This is a genomic window from Achromobacter sp. RW408 (assembly GCF_003184165.1).
GTDB classification, from domain to species: domain Bacteria; phylum Pseudomonadota; class Gammaproteobacteria; order Burkholderiales; family Burkholderiaceae_B; genus Achromobacter; species Achromobacter xylosoxidans.
The window spans coordinates 16,456-30,788 of record NZ_QHHO01000040.1 but is presented as its reverse complement, the minus strand read 5'-3'; the positions used below and the strand labels follow the sequence as shown (position 1 = coordinate 30,788).

Here is a 14,333-nt window from a genome sequence, read left to right as displayed (position 1 = left end):
CTAGTCCTGGTCGGTGGTCTTGAAGCCGGCGGCGCGCAGGGCGGCCACGGCGTTCAGGCTGTCGGAGACGTCCGGCATGCGCACGGCGATGTCCGTCTGCGCCAGTTCGCGGGCCAGGTTCTGGGCCGCGACCGTGTCCGGTGAGCGGTTGTCGAAGTACTTGGCCAGCGTGGTGCCGACGTTGTCGAGTTCGCTCTTCCAGACCGCGGGCTGGCGCATCAACATGGCCAGTTGCACGGTCAGCAGACGCTGGCGCAGCGTGCCGCGCACCTGGTCGGCCTGTTCCGGCGACAACAGCAGCGCCGCGGGTTCGTCCACGCGCTGGATGGTGATCAGGCCGCCCAGTTCATGCGCCAGCGCCGAACCGGCACGGCCAGGCCAGGACGCCACTTCGGCGCGCCAGCGTTGCCACCAGGGCGCATCGGCCGGCAAGGCGGCCTGTGGGTCGGCCACGGCCGGAGCCGGGGCCGCGGGACGGGCGTCGCCGGCGGCGGCGATACCGGGCGCGGCAGCGTCCGGCACCAGCAGCGGCGCCTTGCCGACCAAGGCGGTCAGGCGCTCGATCCGCGCCGATTGGGCGGGGATGTCCACGGTGGACACGGCGCGCAGGCGGTCCAGGTCGCCATTGATGGCTTGCTGCAGGCTGGAAAAGCGCGGACGGTCGGCGCGGGCCAGCCGCGACTGCGCAGTTTCCAGCGCGACGATGGCGTTGGAGACGTTGCCGGCCAGGCGCAACTGCTGGCTGCCGATGGTCAGCAGGCGCTCGACGTCGTTGGCCAGCAGTTCGTCACTGGCGCTGTCGTTGAAGTTCTGCCAGGCCTGTTGCAGGGCGTTGTACTGGCTCTGGGTCTCGCGCACGCTTTCTTCGAGGTCGCCCAGGCGACCGGCCTGGGCTTGCGCCAGCGCCAGCGCTTCGCGCGTGTCCTTGCGCGCCTGCGCCACGTCGGCGGTCAGCGTATCGAGCCGCGAGGCGACCTCGCGGCCGGCGGCGACGAACTGGGTACGCTGTTGCCACAGCGCGTAGCCCAGGCCGACGGCCAGCAGGATGACGATGATGAGGGCGGTGACCAGGGGGCCACTGCCGCGCTTGGCCGGACGGGCCTTGACGGAATCGGCCGGGGCCGATGCGGGCGCGCTGGCGCCCGGGGCGGCCGGGTGAACGGCCGGATCGGTAGCGGGAGTCTTGTCTGTCATGACGCGATTGTATTCGGTGTCAGTCCGAAGCAACGAATCAAGCAGCAACAAAAGCCTGGAAAATCGACTCGTCGTTGGGCATGCAGATTTTTACCATTGCCTGCTGCCCGGCTCCACCGGCCGGTGCGGGCACGCGGGCGCCGAGCGAGGGATGGGTCAGGACGAAGCGGCAGCGCTGCCACCAGTCGGCCAGCCCCGCGGCCCGCAGTTGCGCGCGCACCGCGTCCGCGCCCTCCCCGCTGGTGATGAGCCAGGTGGGGAAAACGCCTTCCGCGGCCCAGCGCCGCAGGCGCGACAGCTCGGATTCGTCCCATTGCGCGGGAGACCGCGCATAGGCCGCATGACGTGTCACGACAACGCCATGCCCCGCCAATTTGTCGCCCAGCCAGTCACGCCCCTGCGTGCCGCGGACCAGCAGAACCCGGGCGGGCAGCCGTGGCAGCCCGCGAAGGACCTCCCAGAGGGCTTCGGAGTCATGGCTGGCGGCCTCGTCCCCAGGGTGCAGAACTGTTGTATTCGCGCCAAAACCGGGCATTTCCCGCAGCCCCGCCGCGCTGGCCGGCCCGACCGTGGCGACGACCACCTGCCGCGGCCAGGCCGTGCAGGCTCCGATGCGCGCCAGCTGGTCCAGGTACTGCCGGGCGGCATTGCCGCTGACGAACACCACCATGTCATGGTCGGCCGGCCGCGGCAGGTCGTCCGCGGCCACCGGCAAGGCGTGGATGGCAAGCGCCGGCAGGACGCAAGGCGTCCAGCCGGCGGCACGCAGACGGTCGGCCAGCGCCTCATTGCGGCCCGCGGGCCGTGTCAGCACGGCCACGCGCGACGCTCGGGCGGCGGCCCTTTCCATCACTCGGGGGCGGCGTCTTGCTGCAGTTCGTCGAGGATGGCCTGGGCGCCGGCGTCGAACAGCTCGGCGGCGACCGCCTCGCCGATCGCCTGGGCCTGGGCCACCGGGCCGCTGCCGTGGGCGCGCAGCATGCGCGTGCCATCGGGCGACGCCACCAATGCGCGCAGCGTCAGGGTGTCATCGGCGATTTCAGCGTAGGCCGCCAGCGGCACCTGACAGGAACCGCCCAGCCGGCGCGACACGGCGCGCTCGGCCAGCGAAATCGACGTGGCGCCCGCGTCGTTCAGCGGCGCCAGCCAGGCGCGCATATCGTCGCGATCGTCACGGATTTCGATGGTCAGCGCGCCCTGCCCGGCCGCCGGCAGGCTTTCGGCGGGATCGAGCAGGCTGCTGATGCGGTCGGTCAGGCCGAGCCGGTTCAGGCCGGCCGCGGCCAGCACGATGGCGTCGTATTCACCGCGATCGAGCTTGCCCAGGCGGGTGTCGAGGTTGCCGCGCAGCGGCTTGACCAGCAACTGCGGATAGCGCGCGCGGATCTGCGATTCGCGGCGCAGGCTGGAGGTGCCGACGACCGCGCCGGCCGGCAGGTCGGCCAGCGTGGCGTAGCGGTTGGAGACGAAGGCGTCGCGCGGATCGGCGCGATCGAGCACCGCGCACAGCTCGAACGGGGCCTGCATGTCGACCGGCATGTCCTTCAGGCAATGCACGGCCAGATCGGCGCGGCCGTCGAGCAAGGCGGTTTCGAGTTCCTTGACGAAGAGTCCCTTGCCACCCACCTTGGAGAGGGTGCGATCGAGGATCTGGTCGCCTCGGGTCGTCAGGGTGAGAAGCTCAACCGCGCACGCCGGATACAGCGTGCGCAGCCGATCGCGCACATGCTCGGCTTGCCACAGGGCAAGCCGGCTGGCGCGGGTCGCGATGACCAAGCGTTGCGGTAGCGACACGTCGCGCCATCAAACGAAGTTGGAGACGATGACCGTCGCCACGACCCCGAGGATGGCCAGCACGAACAGGCCCTGCAGGAGGCTCAGGCCTGATTCGGATTGCTGGGGATCGGCGGATCTACGCAGACTCATGTACGGATTCCTTGGAGGCGGTTTTGCGGCTTGCCAGCCACCGTCCAAGGACAACAACGAGCAAGGCGCCGAAGATTTCTACGCCGATTTTAACCGCAGTGGGCTGGACGCCGAATTGACTTTCGACAAACACGTCCGTAACCAGCATGCCGCCCGCGATCCAGCCCAGCAACGCCGCGCCGAAGGTCACCACCAGCGGGTAGCGGTCGATCAGCTTCAGGACCAGCGTGCTGCCCCAGATGATGATGGGCACGCTCACGATCAGGCCGAAGATCACCAGGCCGATCTGGTGATCGGCGTGGGCGTTCTGGGCAGCGCCGGCAATGGCGATGACGTTGTCCAGGCTCATCACGAAGTCCGCGATGATGATGGTCTTGATGGCGCTGATGATGGACGTCCCGCCCTTCACGTTGCCATGGGCGTCGTCTTCGGGGATCAGCAGCTTGACGCCGATCCACACCAGCAACGCGCCGCCCACCACCTTCAGGAACGGGATCGACAGCAGGGTCAGCGCGAAGGCGATCAGGACCACGCGCAGCAGGATGGCGCCGGCGGTGCCCCACAGGATGCCCTGCATGCGTTGCTTGGGCTCCAGGTTGCGGCACGCCAGCGCGATCACCACCGCGTTGTCGCCACCGAGCAGGATGTCGATGAGGATGATCTGGAATACCGCTGCCCAACTCAGCGTCTGGAAAAACTCAAGCAATTTGAACCCCCGAAGGCATTTATCAAAATAAAGGCCGGCCCCGTGCCGGCCAGCCCGCCGCGCGCCTGGCGCGGGCGGGCCCATTCAAAACAACATATTATTGTAGTTCAGCTTTCAGTCAGCTTTCTGGCGCATCAACAAAACTTTGCCAATTGCCAGGACCAGCAGCGCACCCATCGCGCCGGTCATGAGGGCGAAACTGTGCTGCGTCACGCCCAGGGCCGCGTCGATGCGCGCCACCGGCTCCTGCAGGGCCGGATCGCCCACCAGCAGTTCGCCGGCGATGAACCCGAGCAGCGCCGCGCCCACCCAGACAATGAGGGGGAAGCGCTCGATGACCTTGAGCAGCAGCGTGCTGCCGAAAATGACCAGCGGAATACTGATCGCCAGGCCCAGCACCAGCAGGGTCGTGTCGCCCATGGCCGCAGCGGCCACGGCCACCACGTTGTCCAGGCTCATCACGAGGTCGGCAATCATGATAGTGCGGATTGCGGTCAGCAGATTGCCGTGGGTCTTGCCATCGCCCTCTTCTTCGCCTTCGGGCAACAGCAGCGTCACGCCGATGTAGACCAGCAGCAACGCGCCGATGAGCTTGAGCCACGGCAGCATCAGCAGCTTGGCGGCGACCAGCGTCAGCACGATACGCATGATGATCGCGGCGGCAGAGCCGATCACGATCGCTTTCTTTTGCTGCGCCGGAGGCAGCGAGCGCGCGGCCAGCGCAATTACCACGGCGTTGTCGCCCGACAGCAGAATGTTGACCCAAATGATCTGGAGCAACGCTAACCAGAATGCCGCTGAACTGAGTTCCATACCTCTCTTTCCTAGGACGTGATCCCCCTAGGACAAACCAAATGAATGGGTGGAAAAGACAAAAAGACGTACTGACCGTCTTGGTGCGAGCCCGACGGCATTCTTGCTGGGTACGTGCAGAATTTCTTTCATTATAGTTTCGTTCAGCTTTCCGTATGTTTCACCCGGCCGCATCATGGACGCGGGATTTCCCCTAGGCCCTGCGGTGAGCGGGCAAGAAAAAGGCCCGCCGAAGCGGGCCTTCTGGGTCAGGCTGACAACCTTACAGCACCGACTTGAGCAGCTTGCCCATTTCGGAGGGGTTGCGCGTGGTGCGGATGCCGCAGGCTTCCATGACTTCCAGCTTGGCGTCGGCCGTGTCGGCGCCGCCGGAGATCAGCGCGCCGGCGTGGCCCATGCGCTTTCCGGGAGGGGCGGTGACACCGGCGATGAAGCCGACGACCGGCTTCTTCATGTTGTCCTTGGCCCACTGGGCGGCGTTGACTTCGTCCGGGCCGCCGATTTCGCCGATCATGATGACGGCGTCGGTGTCGGGATCGTCATTGAACATCTTCAGGACGTCGACGTGCTTGAGGCCGTTGATGGGGTCGCCACCGATGCCGACGGCGCTGGATTGACCCAGGCCCAGCTCGGTGACTTGCGCCACGGCTTCGTACGTCAGGGTGCCCGAGCGGCTGACGATGCCGATGCGGCCCTTGCGGTGGATGTGACCGGGCATGATGCCGATCTTGATTTCGTCCGGGGTGATCAGGCCGGGGCAGTTCGGGCCCAGCAGCAGCGTCTTGCTGCCCTTGGCCTTCATGCGGTTCTTGACTTCCAGCATGTCACGGACCGGGATGCCTTCGGTGATGCAGATCACCAGATCCAGTTCGGCCTCGACGGCTTCCCAGATGGCGGCGGCAGCGCCGGCGGGCGGCACGTAGATGACCGACACGGTGGCGCCGGTATCGGCCTTGGCGTCCTTGACCGACGCGAAGATCGGCACGCCTTCGAAGTCCTCACCGGCCTTCTTGGGGTTCACGCCGGCCACGAAGGCGGCTTTGCCATTGGCGTACTCGCGGCACATGCGAGTGTGGAACTGACCGGTCTTGCCCGTGATGCCCTGGGTGATGACCTTGGTGTCCTTGTTGATCAGAATCGACATTTGTGAATCCTTGGATTTTTTCTCTTTACTTGACGGCGGCAACGACGCGGGTGGCGGCTTCGGCCATCGTGTCGGCGCTGATGATCGGCAGGCCCGACTCGGCCAGCATCTTCTTGCCGAGTTCTTCGTTGGTGCCCTTCATGCGCACGACCAGCGGCACGTTCAGGTTGACGGCCTTGCAAGCGGCGATCACGCCTTCGGCGATGACGTCGCAGCGCATGATGCCGCCGAAGATGTTGACCAGGATGGCCTTCACGCTCTTGTTCTTGAGCATGATCTTGAAGGCTTCCGTGACCTTCTCGGCCGTGGCGCCGCCGCCGACGTCCAGGAAGTTGGCCGGCTCGCCGCCGAACAGCTTGATGGTGTCCATGGTGGCCATGGCCAGGCCGGCGCCGTTCACCAGGCAACCGATGTTGCCGTCGAGCTGGATGTAGGCCAGGTCGAACTTCGAGGCTTCGATTTCAGCCGGATCTTCTTCGTCCAGGTCGCGGTAGGCGACGATTTCCGGATGGCGGAACAGGGCATTGGAGTCGAAGTTGAACTTGGCGTCCAGGGCGATGATGTTGCCCTTGCTGTCGCGGTTCAGGGGGTTGATTTCGACCAGCGAGGCATCGGTGTCCATGTAGCACTTGTAGAGCTTCTGGAACACGTCCACGGCCTGGGCGGTCGAGTCGGCGGGCAGGCCGATCGCGTTGGCGATCTTGGTGGCTTGCTCGGCGGACAGGCCGGTCAGCGGGTCGATGTATTCGGTGACGATCTTCTCGGGGGTGGAGTGGGCCACTTCCTCGATGTCCATGCCGCCTTCGCTGGAGGCGATGAAGGCGACCTTCTGGGTGGCGCGGTCGGTGACCAGCGACACGTAGTATTCCTTCTGGATGTCGGCGCCGTCTTCGATGTACAGGCGGCGGACCTTCTGGCCTTCCGGGCCGGTCTGGTGCGTGACCAGCTGCATGCCCAGGATTTCGGAGGCGAGCTTGCGCACGTCGTCCAGCGAGCGCGCCAGCTTCACGCCGCCGCCCTTGCCGCGGCCGCCCGCGTGGATCTGTGCCTTGACGACCCAGACCGGTCCACCCAGCTTTTCAGCGGCAGCCACGGCCTCGTCGACGGAAAGAGCGGGGATCCCGCGCGGCACCGGGATGCCAAATTGCTTCAGCAGTTCCTTGCCTTGATACTCGTGGATTTTCATGTGTTACCTGTCAGGACGTATGAGAAAGAGAAGGTGAATCGGAGGTCGAATCGGCCGATGCCTCAGCGCTGCCCCCGGTGTACCACTTGGGATAGTGCTCAGCCACCACCGGGCCGTCGGTGCTCAGGGCATGACAGCCGTCCAGCTGGAATGGACGCCGGTTCGGGTTGCTTTCCTGCCGCCGGCGGTTGGCCATGGTCTGCACCGCCGCGGTGGGAAGCACCTGCGACAGTTCGGTCATGTGCGTACAGCCCTCGACATGGCCGAAGCGCTCCTTGACCTGGCGGCGGAACCCCTTGAGCAGGTTCATGCCGATCAGGTCAGCGTAGGCGGATTCGATGGCCATGCAATGCTCGCCGTAAGGCGCGGCATCATAGACGGCCTGCGCCGCCACGATGGTGAAATCGCCATCGATGGTGATGCGCAGGTGCATATGGTGGATGGGCTGCCCCGCCTTGAACATCTCGCCGTCGCGCTTGGGGAAATCGTACGCCTTGACGTCGATGAGTTCGGCCTCCAGGTCCCAGTTGCCGTCATCGCGCGCATACGACTGCACGCGTATGGAACGCGTGTGCAGCGGCTGGCGAGGACAATCCGGCGGTGGCAAGGGCATGCTTGGGGCCTGCGGGGCAGAGACGGCCGGCGCATGGTGCGCGGCAACAAAACCTTCAAAGTATAGCGCAGCCCGCCCTGCCCCGACCGTCAGAATACGCGTCGCGCTCGCCCCGGCGCCGGGCGTGCCGGCGCCTCTCGGCTCATTGGCGCGTCCACGGCGTGGCCGGGCTGCCCATCCAGGACTGCCCAGCCGGGATGCTCTCGCCCTTGAGCACCAGGGTCAGCGGTCCCAGCCGGGCGCCGTCCTCGACCCGGGTGTCGTACAGGATGGTGCTGCGCGGCCCGACGTTGACGCCATGGCCGATCCGTACCGGCCCGATTTTCATCACGCGGTCCTCGAACAGGTGGGTCTGCGGGCCCGACCAGGCGTGCATGACGGCATCGTCCCCAATTGATACGCAGTCGTACTCGGTGACGTCGGTGGTGTCCATGAACACGCGCTTGCCGATGCGCGCCCCCATGCAGCGCAGCGCCAGCGGCAGCCAGGGCGTGGCGCGCAGGAAATTGAAGAAATTGGGCACCGCGATCGATTCATACAGGCTGGTGACGGCCTCGCTCTTCCACACGAACGGCGTCCACATGGGCTCGGCGCGCGGCCGGTAGCGGCCGACCAGCAGCCACTTGAGCAGCACCAGGAACAGGAAGGTGCCGACGCCGTAGAGCACCCCGGCCAGCATCAGTTCGTCGAAGGCGGCCAGGAATCCCTCGCGCGCGGCGATCGGGATGACCTTCATGACCGTCAGGTAGCCCACCGCGATCACCACCGCCAGCGGCAGGATCATGCGCATCAGCTCGACCGCGCCGCGCGCGACCTTGCGGCCCAGGCTGGGGCGGAAGGTCAGGTGCTCGGGAAAACCGGCCGCCTGCTCGCGCGCCGGCAGCGCCAACGGCGGATTGCCGAGCCAGGTCTGGCCGCTGGCCATGCGGGCATTGGCCGGCGCCCGGCTCTGCACGCCGATCAGCACGTCGTCGGGCAGCACCGAGCCATCCGGCACATAGGCGCCGTTGCCCACGAAACTGCGATTGCCGATGACGGTGGGCCGCATCGTCATCCAGCCCCGGTCGATCTCCTCGTCGCCCAGCATCACGCCGTCGGCAATGAAGCTGTCGCGGCCCAGGGTCAACATGTCGGGCACGATGCCCATCGCGGTCGAGATTTCGGTGCCGCGCCCGACCCTGGCGCCCAGCAGCCGGTACCAGGTGCCGGCGTAGATCGACGCATACAAGCCGTGCAGCACGCTCAGGCTGGATTCCTGGATCTGGTTGGTCAGCCAGCGCCGCAGGTAGATCTGTCCATACACCGGCCAGCGGCCGCTGGCCAGGCGCGGCAGCAGCGTCCAGCGCAACAGCGCGGACACCAGCACGGTCAGCAGCAGCAGCAAGGCGCTGGCCGGCAGCGCCAGCAACAGGTAGACCAGGAACGCGTAGGGCCAGGACACGCGCGAGCCCATCAGGTCGAGCCAGCGCGCGTCGATCCAGTCGATCAGCACGAAACTCGGGAACACGGGCATGAAGAACAGGGCCGCGATCAGCGTGCCGCCGGCCGCATAGGCCAGCACGTCCAGCCGCGCCCAGCGTCCTTCGCGCGCCGGCCGCGCGGGTAGCTCGGGGGCGCGCGCCTGCGAATCGTGCCGCGCCGGCGCGCCGGTCCAGATCTGGCCGGCCGGGATACGGGCGCCGGCGGGCAGCGAAGACAGGCCCTCGAGCCGGCCGTCGTCCTCGATCACGACGTCGCCCTGCACCACCGCGTAGGAGCCGACGTAGGCATTCGCGCCCAGCGCGATGGGCGCCACCTCCCAATGCGCGCCGCGCACTTCAAAGTTCTCCAGGTTGACGGCGGCGCCGATGCTGGCGCCGTCAGCCACCGTCAGCAGATCCGGGGCGCGCACCGAAATGCGGCTGATGGCGGTGTCGCGGCCAATGCGCGCGCCCAGCGCCCGCAGGTACCAGGCCTGCAGCGGCGAGCCCGCCAGCAGGTGAGCCGGCGGGATGTCGAGGATGCGGTCGACCAGCCACCAGCGATAGAAGGTCCAGCCATAGAGCGGATAGCGGCCGGCCTTGAGTCGCCCCAGGATGCCCCACTTGCAGACCACCGCCACGCCAAAGCTGAGCAGGTTGCAGGCCAGGTAGCTGGCGATCGACAGCGCCACCGCGCGCCATACCGAATCGCCCTCGTCGCCGGTGAAGTAGTGGTAAGTGAAGAACGGCGTCAACCAGATCAGCATGCGCACGCCGATCAACAGCGGCAGCACCGCCAGCTGCGCCAGGCCGCAGGCCCAGCGGCGCCACTGCGGCGCGCGCTCGACCTCCGCTGCCTCGGCCGCCGGGGCCTGGACCTCGTCCGAAGCGAGCGCCAGCGCATCGAGCCGGGCCGCCAGCGCCCCCAGCACCGAATGCTGGTAGAGCTCGTGCATGGTCAGGGCCGAGAACTGCGGATGCGTGCGCAACGACGACACCAGCCGCGCCGCCAGCAGCGAATGGCCGCCCAGGTCGCGGAAGAAATCGCTCGCCAGCCGCAGCGGCTGGCCCGGAAAGAGTGGCCGCAGCGCCTCGAACAGGGCCTGCTCGCCCGCCGAGACCGGCACGTCATCCTCGCCGCTGGGCTCGGACGCCGTGGCCAGTTCGCGCGCCTTCAAGGCCTTGCGGTCGATCTTGCCCGAGGTCAGGCGCGACACCTCGGCCACCAGCTCGAAACGGGCCGGAATCATATAGGCCGGCAGTTCGGCGGCCAGCGCCGCCCGCAGCGCGTGCGGGTCGAGACGGACATCGCCCTCCGGCGTCAGGAACGCCACCAGCTGGTCGATGCCCGCCAGGTCGCGCAGCACCACGGCGGCGGCGCCAACGCCAGCCTGGCGGTACAGCGCGGCCTCGATCTCGCCCAGTTCGACGCGAAAGCCGCGCACCTTGACCTGGTCGTCGCTGCGGCCCAGGCACTGGATCTGGCCGTTCTCGTCGATGCGCGCCAGGTCGCCGCTGCGGTACATGCGGGTGTCATGTTCGCCGCTGGGACGCGGGTTGGCCAGGAACTTCTCGGCTGTCAGTTCGGGGCGCCCCAGATAGCCGCCGGCCACGCCCGGGCCGGTGATACAGAGCTCGCCGGTCTGGCCCTGCGGCAGCACCGCGCCGTCCTCGCCGCGGATCAGCATGCCGTAGTTGGGCAGCGGCGTGCCGATGGTCACCGGCTGGCCGGGCAGCAGTTCGGCCAGGCTGGCCGACACGGTGGTCTCGGTGGGACCATAGGTATTGAACAGGCGCCGGCCGGGCGTGGCCCAGCGCTGCACCAGGAACTCCGGGCACATCTCGCCGCCCAGGTTGACGATGCGCAGGCCCGGCACGTCGCGCGCGAACAGCGCCAGCAGCGTCGGCACCGCGTGCAGCACGGTCACGCCCTCGCGCGCCAGCGCATCGGGCAGCGCCTCCGGATCGGTGGTCAGCATCTTGGGCGCCACCCACAGCGTCGCGCCGACCAGGTAGCTGATCCAGATTTCCTCGAACGACATATCGAAGGCAACCGAGAAGCCCTGGTAGACCTTGTCGCCGTGGCGCACGCCGAGCACCTCGTTTTCGCTGCGCAGGAAATGGCAGATGCTGGCCTGGCTGATCGGCACGCCCTTGGGCTTGCCGGTGGACCCCGACGTGTAGATGACGTAGGCGGGATGTTCGGGCAGCAGGCCATCCCGGCGCCGCAATGGCGCGTCGACCGCCGCCGCCAATTCCCAAGGCGTCCAGGTGGCCATGCCGTCCAGGCGGACCTCGCCACCGGCAACCAGCCCGTGGGCGCCGGCGTCCTGCAGGCAAACCAGCATGCGCTCGGGCGGCGTGTCGGATTCGAACGGCAGCCAGGCCGCGCCCGCCTTGGCGATGGCCGCCTGCATGACGAGCAGTTCGTCGCCGCGCGGCAGGCACAGGCCGACGATGTCGCCCGGCCGCACGCCGGCCTCGATCAGGTGGTGCGCGGCCAGGTCGGCGCGGCGCCCGAGTTCGTCATAAGTGAGGGATTGATCCAGCCAGTGGATGGCAATGGCGGCGGGATGCCGCAGGATCGTGGCTTCCAGGATATCGGGCAGCGTTTCCGCTTGCAGCAGATCCGGCCGACGGGGGCCTTGGAGAATCATAGGTACGGCGACAATCCGGCAAATGGGATGTTTGCCTATTGACCCACACGGTGCGAATTCGTTCAAGCAGGGACGAAAAAAACCCCTGTGGCGTGCATCAGGCGCGCAACACAGGGGCTCCGGGTTGCCGGCCCCGGCAAACTCGCGGCGGGCCGGCCGCCGCCGGTCAGGCGGCTTCGCGCAGTGCGCGGGCGGCTTGCACCATGCCGATCAACGCCGCTTCGGTTTCCGGCCAGGCGCGGGTCTTCAGGCCGCAATCCGGATTGACCCACAACCGCTCCTTGGGCAGGCGGGCGGCGGCTTTCTGCATCAGGCCGACCATCCAGTCCACTTCCGGAACGTTGGGCGAGTGGATGTCGTAGACGCCCGGGCCGATGTCGTTCGGATAGCGGAAATCCTCGAACGCCTTGAGCAGTTCCATGTTGGAGCGCGACGTCTCGATCGTGATCACGTCCGCGTCCATGGCGGCGATAGACTCGATGATGTCGTTGAACTCCGAATAGCACATGTGCGTGTGGATCTGGGTCTCGTCGCGCACGCCGGCGGTCGACAGGCGGAAGCAATCCACGGCCCAGTCCAGGTACGCCTGCCAATCGGCGCGACGCAGCGGCAGGCCCTCGCGGATGGCCGGCTCGTCGATCTGGATGACACTGATGCCGGCCGCTTCCAGGTCCACCACCTCGTCGCGCAAGGCCAGCGCCAGTTGGCGGCAGGTCTGTTCGCGCGGCTGGTCGTCGCGCACGAACGACCACTGCAGGATGGTGACCGGCCCCGTCAGCATGCCCTTGACCGGCTTGTCGGTCAGCGACTGGGCGTACGAGGACCAGCCCACCGTCATCGGCGCGGGGCGCGCCACGTCACCGAAGATGATCGGCGGCTTGACGCAACGCGAACCGTAGCTCTGCACCCAGCCGTTCCTGGTGAAGGCAAAGCCGGCCAGCAGCTCGCCGAAGTACTCCACCATGTCGTTGCGCTCGGGTTCGCCATGCACCAGCACGTCCAGGCCGACCTTCTCCTGGAATCGGATCACCTCCTCGATTTCCTTGCGGATGGCGCTCTCGTAGGCCGAATCCGTCAGCGCGCCCGCCTTCCAGTCGCGGCGCAACGCGCGGATCTCGGCGGTCTGCGGGAACGAACCGATGGTGGTGGTCGGGAACGCCGGCAGGCCGAGCTCTTCCTGCTGCCGGGCGATACGGCCGGCGAAAGGCGCGCGGTCCCGCGATACCGCGGCCGAGGCGGCCATGCGTTGCGCCACGGCGGGGTTGTGGATGCGGGCGGACGAGCGACGCGCGGCCAGGGCGGCGCGCTGACGGGCCAGGCCGTCCTGCACGCTGGCCTCGGTGGCGCTGTCCAGCGCGCGGCCCAGCAGGCTCAACTCGTCCAGCTTCTGCGCGGCGAACGACAGCCAGCTCTTGAGCTCGGCGTCCAGTTCGGTTTCGTTGGCCAGGTCCACCGGCACGTGCAACAGCGAGCACGACGGCGCCAGCCACAGCCGCTCGCCCAGTTGCTGCTTGACGGGCGCCAGCGTCGCAATGGCGGCGTCCAGATCGGTGCGCCAGATGTTGCGGCCGTTGATGACGCCGGCGGACAGCACCTTGTCGGCGCCCAGGCCGGCCAGCACGTCGCCCAGTTGCTCCGGAGCACGCACCAGGTCCACGTGCAGGCCGGCTACCGGCAGCGCCAGCGCCGTCCCCAGGTTGTCCTTGAGGCCATCGAAGTAGGTGGCGACCAGCAGCTTGACCGGGCTGGCCGAGAGCGTGGCGTAGACCTGCCTGAAGGCATCGCGCCAGGCTTGCGGCAGGTCCAGCACCAGGATGGGTTCGTCGATCTGCACCCACTCCACGCCCAGCTTGGCGAAGCGGGCCAACACTTCCTGATACACCGGCAGCAGGTTGGCCAGCAATTGCAGCTTGGCCGCGTCGGCCGCGCCGCCGGCAAAGGCGTCGCCCTTGCCCAGGAACAGCCAGGTCAGCGGACCCGGGATCACCGGCTTGACGGCATGGCCCAGCGCCTGCGCTTCACGGATCTGCTCGAACAGCGATTCACGCGCGATGCGGAAGGCCTGGCCCGGCACCAGTTCCGGCACGATGTAGTGGTAGTTGGTGTCGAACCATTTGGTCATTTCGCACGCGGCGGCGGGCTTGCCCGACGGGGCGCGGCCGCGGCCCATGCGGAACAGCGTGTCCAGCGAGACCGGCTCGTTGTCCTTCTGGCCGAACCGCGCCGGCACGGCGCCCAACAGCGTGGTCCATTCCAGGATCTGGTCGTACCAGGCGAAATCGCCCACCGGCACGAATTTGACGCCGGCGGCGGCCTGCGCCTGCCAGTGCCGGGCGCGCAGCTCGCGGCCGGTCTGCTCCAGCGTTTCGCCGGTCTGCTTGCCCGCCCAATAGGCTTCGACCGCGCGCTTCAGTTCGCGCTGGGCACCAATGCGGGGGAACCCCAAATTATGAATCGTAGTCATGGCAGTCGCGTCTTAGACAAATTTTGTTCAAGTGCCGATTATTCTGGACCCAAAGCAAAATGAATCAAAATCAATGTCTACATTCATAAGATGAAAAAATCTCATAGAATATAAGTTCATTCCCGCCCCTGGTCGGGAGTTCCCGCCGTGTTGCCCCCCCGGCGACGGCG

The 14,333-nt window shown here is 67.3% G+C and carries 11 protein-coding genes; all 11 read right to left on the bottom strand.

The window, feature by feature from the left end; genetic code table 11:
• Positions 1 to 1,194, bottom strand: a complete 1,194-nt coding sequence (locus tag DK459_RS07705; protein WP_110134625.1) for a uroporphyrinogen-III C-methyltransferase — start codon at positions 1,192 to 1,194, stop codon at positions 1 to 3.
• Positions 1,195 to 1,231: 37 nt separating this feature from the next.
• A complete protein-coding gene (locus tag DK459_RS07700; protein ID WP_054443048.1) occupies positions 1,232 to 2,044 on the bottom strand; it encodes a uroporphyrinogen-III synthase in 813 nt (270 codons plus the stop codon).
• Positions 2,044 to 2,988, bottom strand: a complete 945-nt coding sequence (hemC, locus tag DK459_RS07695) for a hydroxymethylbilane synthase (protein WP_006388413.1) — start codon at positions 2,986 to 2,988, stop codon at positions 2,044 to 2,046. The genes DK459_RS07700 and hemC overlap by 1 nt, the downstream gene beginning before the upstream one ends.
• Before the next feature lie 9 nt (positions 2,989 to 2,997).
• Positions 2,998 to 3,120, bottom strand: coding sequence for a hypothetical protein (locus tag DK459_RS31115; RefSeq protein ID WP_020924500.1), 123 nt, complete (start codon positions 3,118 to 3,120; stop codon positions 2,998 to 3,000).
• Positions 3,107 to 3,826 carry a TerC family protein gene (locus tag DK459_RS07690; RefSeq protein ID WP_024068232.1) on the bottom strand — a complete coding sequence of 240 codons (720 nt, stop codon included), beginning with the start codon at positions 3,824 to 3,826 and terminating at the stop codon, positions 3,107 to 3,109. The genes DK459_RS31115 and DK459_RS07690 overlap by 14 nt, the downstream gene beginning before the upstream one ends.
• A gap of 114 nt (positions 3,827 to 3,940) precedes the next feature.
• Positions 3,941 to 4,639, bottom strand: a complete 699-nt coding sequence (locus DK459_RS07685; protein ID WP_006388411.1) for a TerC family protein — start codon at positions 4,637 to 4,639, stop codon at positions 3,941 to 3,943.
• 262 nt (positions 4,640 to 4,901) lie between these two features.
• Positions 4,902 to 5,783 (bottom strand): succinate--CoA ligase subunit alpha, encoded by an 882-nt coding sequence (sucD, locus tag DK459_RS07680; RefSeq protein WP_006388410.1) that lies wholly within the window; start codon positions 5,781 to 5,783, stop codon positions 4,902 to 4,904.
• Positions 5,784 to 5,808: 25 nt separating this feature from the next.
• Positions 5,809 to 6,969: an ADP-forming succinate--CoA ligase subunit beta gene (gene sucC, locus DK459_RS07675; protein ID WP_006388409.1), complete on the bottom strand. Its 1,161-nt coding sequence runs from the start codon at positions 6,967 to 6,969 to the stop codon at positions 5,809 to 5,811.
• 10 nt (positions 6,970 to 6,979) lie between these two features.
• Positions 6,980 to 7,582, bottom strand: coding sequence for a DUF2889 domain-containing protein (locus tag DK459_RS07670; RefSeq protein WP_006388408.1), 603 nt, complete (start codon positions 7,580 to 7,582; stop codon positions 6,980 to 6,982).
• A gap of 142 nt (positions 7,583 to 7,724) precedes the next feature.
• The gene (locus DK459_RS07665; RefSeq protein ID WP_110134624.1) at positions 7,725 to 11,699 is read right to left on the bottom strand and encodes a Pls/PosA family non-ribosomal peptide synthetase; all 3,975 of its coding nucleotides are present in this window, start codon (positions 11,697 to 11,699) and stop codon (positions 7,725 to 7,727) included.
• 166 nt (positions 11,700 to 11,865) lie between these two features.
• Positions 11,866 to 14,163, bottom strand: coding sequence for a 5-methyltetrahydropteroyltriglutamate--homocysteine S-methyltransferase (gene metE / locus DK459_RS07660; RefSeq protein ID WP_054443050.1), 2,298 nt, complete (start codon positions 14,161 to 14,163; stop codon positions 11,866 to 11,868).
• Positions 14,164 to 14,333: the final 170 nt, after the last annotated feature.

Coding starts and splice junctions, on each gene's coding strand:
- sucC (WP_006388409.1), bottom strand. CDS start 6,969: ATGAAAATCCACGAGTATCAAGGCAAGGAACTGCTGAAGCAATTTGGC.
- DK459_RS31115 (WP_020924500.1), bottom strand. CDS start 3,120: ATGAGTCTGCGTAGATCCGCCGATCCCCAGCAATCCGAATCAGGCCTG.
- DK459_RS07705 (WP_110134625.1), bottom strand. CDS start 1,194: ATGACAGACAAGACTCCCGCTACCGATCCGGCCGTTCACCCGGCCGCC.
- DK459_RS07700 (WP_054443048.1), bottom strand. CDS start 2,044: ATGGAAAGGGCCGCCGCCCGAGCGTCGCGCGTGGCCGTGCTGACACGG.
- DK459_RS07670 (WP_006388408.1), bottom strand. CDS start 7,582: ATGCCCTTGCCACCGCCGGATTGTCCTCGCCAGCCGCTGCACACGCGT.
- DK459_RS07665 (WP_110134624.1), bottom strand. CDS start 11,699: ATGATTCTCCAAGGCCCCCGTCGGCCGGATCTGCTGCAAGCGGAAACG.
- sucD (WP_006388410.1), bottom strand. CDS start 5,783: ATGTCGATTCTGATCAACAAGGACACCAAGGTCATCACCCAGGGCATC.
- DK459_RS07685 (WP_006388411.1), bottom strand. CDS start 4,639: ATGGAACTCAGTTCAGCGGCATTCTGGTTAGCGTTGCTCCAGATCATT.
- metE (WP_054443050.1), bottom strand. CDS start 14,163: ATGACTACGATTCATAATTTGGGGTTCCCCCGCATTGGTGCCCAGCGC.